The sequence below is a fragment of the Xanthomonas sp. F1 genome, assembly GCF_014199855.1.
In genome coordinates this window covers 1-6,182 of the sequence record NZ_JACHOK010000020.1, presented here as the reverse complement: position 1 = coordinate 6,182, position 6,182 = coordinate 1, and the positions used below count along the sequence as shown (strand labels likewise).

General features: G+C 71.7%; 4 protein-coding genes and 1 pseudogene. 1 reads left to right on the top strand and 4 read right to left on the bottom strand.

Annotation, left to right across the window (positions count from 1 at the left end; genetic code table 11):
- Both GGR71_RS20840 and GGR71_RS20835 read right to left on the bottom strand, forming a co-directional pair.
- Positions 1-571: pseudogene (locus GGR71_RS20840) on the bottom strand (protease); the annotation flags it as partial.
- Between the two features lie 64 nt (positions 572-635).
- Positions 636-2,999 (bottom strand): YadA-like family protein, encoded by a 2,364-nt coding sequence (locus GGR71_RS20835; RefSeq protein WP_184452291.1) that lies wholly within the window; start codon positions 2,997-2,999, stop codon positions 636-638.
- Positions 3,000-3,134: 135 nt separating this feature from the next.
- On the opposite strand from GGR71_RS20835, the gene GGR71_RS20830 reads away from it, so the two are divergent.
- A complete protein-coding gene (locus tag GGR71_RS20830; protein ID WP_160958204.1) occupies positions 3,135-4,535 on the top strand; it encodes an ATP-binding protein in 1,401 nt (466 codons plus the stop codon).
- On the opposite strand, the gene GGR71_RS20825 is transcribed toward GGR71_RS20830, so the two are convergent.
- Together GGR71_RS20825 and GGR71_RS20820 are read right to left on the bottom strand one after the other, a co-directional pair.
- Positions 4,516-5,256: a response regulator gene (locus tag GGR71_RS20825; RefSeq protein WP_160958201.1), complete on the bottom strand. Its 741-nt coding sequence runs from the start codon at positions 5,254-5,256 to the stop codon at positions 4,516-4,518. The genes GGR71_RS20830 and GGR71_RS20825 overlap by 20 nt on opposite strands.
- Before the next feature lie 395 nt (positions 5,257-5,651).
- Positions 5,652-6,182 (bottom strand): PPC domain-containing protein (locus GGR71_RS20820; protein WP_221237706.1); only part of this gene is annotated, 531 nt, incomplete at its 5' end.

Sequence of the window (6,182 nt, the reverse complement as noted above, 5' to 3'; positions counted from 1 at the left end):
GGTCGATGCCGCCGCGGTTGGCATAGCCGGTGGTCTCCGGCGCCAGCGTTTCCAGGTGGCCGTCGGGCGTGCGCAGGTGCCATTGCACTTCATAGCCCGGATCGTTGGGGGCGGCGACGGCACTGGCCGTGGCCTGCGCGGTGCTGCGCACCGGCTTGAGGATCAGGTTGGGTTCGACGTGCGCCACCGCCGGGTCGGCGCGCAGGCTGGTCATCAGCGTCTCCAGTTGCGAGGGACTCAGCGCGCGACTGGGCCGCACCAGGTCGGCGCCGGTGGCCAGCCGCCGTACCCGGCTCAGCGCCGGCGCGCTCTGCCGGTAGGTGCTGGCCCAGGTGCCGGCGCTGCTGCGCGCGGCCTGGTTGAGCGTGCTGGCCGCAGCGTTGCCATCGCGGCGCGCGCTGCTGCCGTCGCGGTAGGTCACGATCAAGCCGTCGTAGACCGTGGATTGTCCAGGGCTGCCCTGGGCCAGGGCCGAGAAGCGCGGGGCGGACTGCGCCTGCGCGGCGCCGGCGAGCGCCAGGCCCAGCGACAGGGCGAGCAGGTTGCGGGAGAACGGTGCGGTGGGCGTCATGGCGGTGTCTCTGCAGAAGCGTGGATAGGCGGGATAGACGGGGTGAACGGAGGCGCTGCGGACGTCACCAGCTGAAGCCGGCGCCGGCGGAGACGCTCTTCTCGCTGCCGGAGAAGGCGCCGCCGAGCGAGACGCTGGCGCGGTTGCCGATCGCGCGCTGGTAGCCCACGGCCAGCGCGCTTTCGCCGCCCTGCGAGCCGACGCCGACGCCGATGCGGTTGGCGCCGGCCAGGCCCGAGGTGTTGACCGCCATGCCGGCATAGGCGGCGCTCACCGCGCCCATCCGGTCGATGCGCCGGTCCAGATGCTGGAAGCGCTGGTCGGTGTCGTTGCGCAGCTTGGTGAGGTTGTCGTCCCACCCCGCCATGCGGCTGTCGGTGTAGGCGTTGGCGCTGCTCAGGGTGGCGCTGTCGCCGGCCTGCATCTGCGACACGTTGACCGCATCGGTGGCGGCGCTGCCGGCGGCGACGTTGCTGATCTGGCGTTCGTTGCCGGCGCTGCCCACCGAGACGGTGTTGGCGCGGGTGGCAGACGAACCGCGGCCGATCGCCACGGCGTTGGTCGCCGAGACCGAGGCGCCCTGGCCCAGCGCGGTGCCGGAGGCGGCGGTGACCGTGGCGCTTTCGCCCACCGCCACGGCGTTGGTGGCGGTGGCGCTGATGCTGGCGTTGGCGCCGACCGCGGTGCTGCCGTCGGCATTGACCCGCGCGTTGCCGCCCAGCGCCGTGTCGTTGGGGCCGTAGGCCAGCGCATTTGACCCCATCGCGGTGCCGTTCTGGCCGTTGGCGGTGGCCTGCGCGCCCACTGCCACCGCATTGGTGCCGGCGCCGACGCTGGGGCCGCCCGCGGCACCGCCGCCGACCGCCACGCCGCCGGCACCGCTGTCGACGCGGGTGTCCAGCGACGACAGGGCACCGTCCAGCGCCGACAACGCCGAGCCGACCGTGCCGTAGCTGCGGCCCTGGATCAGATAGCTGCCGCCGGTGAAGCTGCCGTCGCCGCCGACCGCGCTGCCGGCGCCGAGCGCGCTGGCGATGCTGCGCAACTGCAGCACGTTGACCGCATCGGTGTCGGCGGTGCCGGCGGCGACGTAGGTGAGCTGGCGCAGCGCGCTATCGGTGCCGAACGCCACCACGTTGTCGCGGTCGGCCATCGAACCGGCGCCGATCGCCACGCTGTTGAGGCCGGTGGCGGCGCTGTTGTAGCCCAGCGCGACGCTGCCCGCGCTCAGCGCGGTGGCGCCGCTGCCGAGCGCCGTGGCGCCGGCAGCGTTGGCGCTGGCGACGGAGCCGAAGGCGCTGGCGTCCTGACCGTCGGCGAAGGAGGTCGCGCCCACCGCCAGCGCATGGCTGCTGGTGGCCACCGCCGAGGCGCCCAGCGCCATGCTGTAGTCGGCATCGGCATGGCTGTCGAAGCCCAGCGCGGTGCCGTAGTCCGACAGCGCCCAGGCACCGGCGCCGACGGTGACCGCGCCCAGTCCGTTGGACTGGGTCGGCACGCCGGCATTGCTGGCGCCGATCGCCACGCTCTGCTGGCCGGCCGCCGCGGCGTTGTCGCCGATCGCGATGCCGCCGTCGCCGCTGGCGGTGGCGCTGTAGCCCATCGCCACGCCGAAGAAGCCGGAAGCGACGCTGTAGCCGCCAGTGGCGATGGCGCCGGTACCGCCGGCATTGGCCGCATAGCCGAACGCGCTGGACTGCACGCCGCTGGCGGTGGTGGAGGAGCCGCTGGCGGTGGCGTACTCGCCGGTGGCCGCGGAGGTCGAACCCACCGCCGTGGCGCCGCCGCTGGTGGCGCTGGCGTTCCAGCCCAGCGCGCTGGCGGAGTCGGCGGTCGCGGTGGCGGCGGTGCCCAGGGCCAGCGCGCCGAAGCCGGTGCTCTGCGCGCCGGCCGAGTCGCCATAGGTGCTGCCGAAGAAGCTGCCGCCGATCGCGATCGCCGAGGTGCCGCTGGCGACCGCGCCGTCGCCCATGGCGATGGCGGCGCTGTCGGAGGCGACGGTGTGGTGGCCGATGGCGATGGCGAAGGCGCCGGAGGCCGTGGCACGGGCGCCCATCGCCACCGCGCGCAGGCCGGCGGCGCTGGCGTAGTCGTTGCCGTCGTTCAGGCCTTCGGCCAGGAAGTAGCGGGTCGTGTTCTGGGTGCCGGGCTGCACGTCCTGGGTGGTGGCGTCCTGCGGCGTGGCATCGGCAGGGTCGGCGCTGTCCGGCTCGGCGCTGGTGGCCGCCGCGGCGGTCTCACGTTGCGGCGACTGCGAGGGTGCCTGGGTTGCCGCGGTCGGCGCGGTGGCCGCGAAGGCGCTCGCGGGCAGGCTCAGCGCCAGCAGCAACGCGGCGGTCAACAGACCGTCAGACGCCTGCGGCAGGATGGACGAGGACGACGACAGCGGGCGCACAGCGGTGCGCAAGGCATTGGGCAGAAGAGGCATGGTCGGTTCCGGGCTGGGGCCGGGAGCGTCGTCCCGACAACGAGTCAGGTCCGATTAAGGCCGCTAGCCCGGCCCTCTTCAATGCACGCAGATTCACGGCTTCCTCACGGTAGACTCACCGCCATGGGAGTCTGGGTGAGATGGGGTGCGCACTCTGCGCCGGTCGCGCTCGCCGCGCGGCTGTGGCGGCGCCTCTCGCTGTGGCTGCGCCGGGTGCCGATCGCCGACGCGCTCGATCGGCGCAACGCGCCGGCGCTGCAGGTGCTGTTCGTGTTCCTGGGCAGCGAGATCCCGCTCAACAAGCTGTATCACCTGCTGACCGCACCACGCATCGAGATGAGCGCGGTGCAGTTGGCGGTGGACGTCGGCACCGATGCGGCGATCACCGCTGCGGCCTGGGCGGGGGTCTGGATGATCCGCCGCGGCCTGCTGAAACAGGCCGCGGCTGCGTTCATCGCGGTGGTGCTGTGCTCGGCGGTCGCCGCCAACCTGGCGTTCGGCTACCAGCTGCAGGCTTTCGATCCGTATCCGATGATGATGCTGACCCTGGCTGCGCTGGTGATCGGGCGCCGCGCGTTGTGGCTGGTGTACCTGTGCATTCCGCTGATCTTCTGGCTGGGCATGGAAAGCCCCTGGGGCCAGGATCCGCACGGCAATCGCAGCCCGTTCCAGAACCTGCCGTCGCTGGCGCTGAGCTACCTGATGATCACCCTGGTGCTGGACCGCACCGTCGCCGCGCTGCGCGAAAGCCTGTGGCGCGCGCGCCGCAGCGCCGCGCGCCTGCGCGTGGAAATGCGCGAACGCACCTTGGCGCAGCAGCGCCTGCTGCATCTGCAGAAGATCGAGCTGGTGGAGCAACTCGCCAGCGGCGTGTCGCACGATTTCAACAACATCCTCAGCGCGATCCTCGGCTATACCGAGCAACGCCATTGCGTGCACGAGCTGGACTATCACCCGCCGCGCGATGCGCTGGTGCTGGCCGAGGCGCTGGAAGGCGTGGCCCTGGCCGCGCACCGCGGTGTGGCGGTCAGCCGCAAGCTGCTCAGCTTCAGTCGCCGCGAGGCGAGCGTGCCCGAGCGCTTCGACGCCGGCGAAGCGCTGCGCAGTTTGCAGCCCATGCTGCGGCAATTGTTCGGCGCCGCCGTGCAGGTGCGGCTGGACCTGGCTGCCGAGCCGGCGCCGGTGTTCCTGGACCGCAGCCGCTTCGACCTGGCGCTGCTCAACTTCGCCGCCAACGCGCGCGATGCGATGCCCAACGGCGGCTGTTTTTCGCTGCAGCTGCGCCGCGACGGCGAGGCCGTCGCCATCGCCATCGCCGATACCGGCGTGGGCATGAGCGAGACCGTACAGCGGCAGATCTTCGAGCCGTTCTTCACCACCAAGCCGGCCGGGCAGGGCACCGGGCTGGGGTTGGCAGTGGCGTTCGAGATGGCGCAACAGGCGCAAGGCAGCCTGCAGGTGCACAGTGCGCCCGGTGCCGGCACCTGCTTCGTGCTGCGCCTGCCGCTGGCCGGATTCAGCGCTCCTGCGGCATGAGCAGATAGCCCTCGCCACGCACCGCGCGCAACGGCAGGGCGCTGCCGGTGCGCTCCTGCACCTTCTGCCGCAGCCGGTGCAGCAACGCGTCCAGCCGATGCGGATCGATCTCCAGCCCGGCGTTGCCGCCGAGCATGCCGATCAACGCATCGCGGCTGACCAAGCGCCCGCGCGCCTGCCACAGGCTTTGCAGCACCTTGCGTTCGGAGGCGGTCAACGGCACCGCCTGCCCGTCCGGCGCGAACAGGCACCAGCCGTCGTCCTGCAGCTGCCATTCCTCGCTGGCCGGCGCGCTCGGCCGCAGCATGCGTCGGGCCACGCTGAACAGGGTGGCGGCGAGGATCTCGATCTGCACCGGCTTGATCAGGTACGCATCTGCGCCCTGCACCAGCCCGCGCACCAGATCCGGCTGTTCGCCGCGGCCGCTGAGGATGACGATGCCCATGCCGGGACGACGTTCCTGCAGCTGCTGGGTGAGGGTGAAGCCGTCGCTGTCGGGCAGGCCGATGTCGAGCACGATCAGATCGAAACGCTGCGCCTCCAGCGCCGCCCACAGCGCCTGCGCGGTGCGCAGCGGCGTCGCTTCGAAGCCGTGCCGCAGCAATCCGGGCAGCAGCACGCGGTCGCGCAGCACGTCGTCGTCTTCCAGCAACGCCACCCGCAGCGGGGCGTTGGCAGTGGCGGCGAGCGGGGACGGGCTGGGATCGGAAGCGCGGCTCACGAGGCGGAATCGGCGAAGGGGCGGCAGTCCTCACGGGGCAGCGTGCGGCGTCGAGGACGCCGTGACCGCGGAGCATCCTGCCGCACTCTCGACAGTAGCCAGTTTCTCCGAGGCTTTCAATGCGCGGCGCAACGCGTCCCGTGTGCCGACCGCACGGCGCCTGGGACGCGCTGGTCGCCTGCTGCCACCGGTGTCGTTGGACATCGCTCCGGATCGCTGCATAGGTGCTGCGCCGCGCCACCGACGATGGTCGCCTCTGCGGCCATCCGGAGGCGCAGCTGCCGATGGGAGCCGATCAGCGCCAGCATGGCCCCATGCGCGAGCCGGACCGAGTTCCAGTGATCGGGCCTCGCCACAGGTATGTGAGGAGTCGCCTCGCTGATGCTTTCACGCGATTACTCCCAGTAGCTGATCAGCAGGGTGACATTGGCGTAGCCGTCGCTGCCGCCGGCAAGACGTAGGAAATAGGCACCACGCGCTGGCGAGCCGATCTGCACGTTCTGGACGGTGCCGTCGCGCGATGAGCGATGGTCGGCATCGCTCCCGTCCGCCTTGGGCGCGCGATATGCACTTACGTACAGCGCGAGTTGGCCGCTGCCGCCGAGCGTGCGGATCTGCAGGTTGCGCGCGGTGGATGGAAGATCCAGGCGATAGAGAGGACTGGCGCCGGCGCCAGCGGATAATCCATCCGTCCTTCCGCGCGCGATGGCGACTGCATTAGCTTCCACGCCTACGCTGGCCCCGGCACTGCGCTCGGCGGCCTTGGCGGCGTTGAGGATGCCGGCGCCGATCGGCAATTTCTGCTTGACTAGGAATGGTGTGGAGGTTTGCGTCAGGATGTCGCGCATCTGTGCGGTCGTCGGCACCGGTCGGCCGGCGCTGATCGCCGCGCTGATCGCCAGGGCGACGACGCCGGCCACGTGCGG

Bases quoted from the DNA above. Each gene is read 5' to 3' on its own strand.
- GGR71_RS20835 (WP_184452291.1), bottom strand. From the start codon at position 2,999: ATGCCTCTTCTGCCCAATGCCTTGCGCACCGCTGTGCGCCCGCTGTCG.